Source organism: Vibrio sp. 1078-1, from assembly GCF_033340475.1.
In genome coordinates, this window is record NZ_JAWOWM010000860.1 from 1 (window position 1) to 526 (window position 526).

The 526-nt window shown below is 49.0% G+C and carries 1 protein-coding gene; it reads left to right on the plus strand.

Annotation, left to right across the window (positions count from 1 at the left end; translation table 11 throughout):
- Positions 1-526: FAD-dependent oxidoreductase (locus R7190_RS30490; RefSeq protein WP_318138295.1), on the plus strand; the 526-nt coding region annotated here is incomplete at both ends.

The window sequence follows — 526 nt, forward strand, 5'->3', positions numbered from 1 at the left end:
GTCGTTTTACCTACCGATTCTAATTACGATGAAGTGCGCCAAATCTGGAATGGCATGATTGATCGCAAGCCGAGTTTGATTGCTCGCTGTAAGTCGACAGATGACGTTGTGATGGCGGTTAACTTTGCGCGAGACAATGGTCAGCTACTTTCTGTACGAGGTGGGGGACACAATATTGCGGGCAACGCTGTCTGTGATAATGGGGTCATGATCGACCTGTCGCTCCTTACCCAAGTCAGAGTCGATGAAAATGCCAAGAGAGCGTTTGTTGAGCCGGGCTGTACCTTAGGCGACTTAGACGAAGTCACTCAAAAACACGGGTTAGCGACCCCGGTCGGAATTAATTCTACCACTGGTATTGCTGGTCTTACTTTAGGTGGTGGTTTTGGTTGGTTGAGCCGTAAATACGGTATGACGATAGATAACTTAGTCTCTGCAAACGTTGTTACTGCCGACGGACACCAATTGCTTGCCAGTGAAACAGAAAACGAGGATCTTTTCTGGGCGCTGCGTGGAGGCGGTGGTA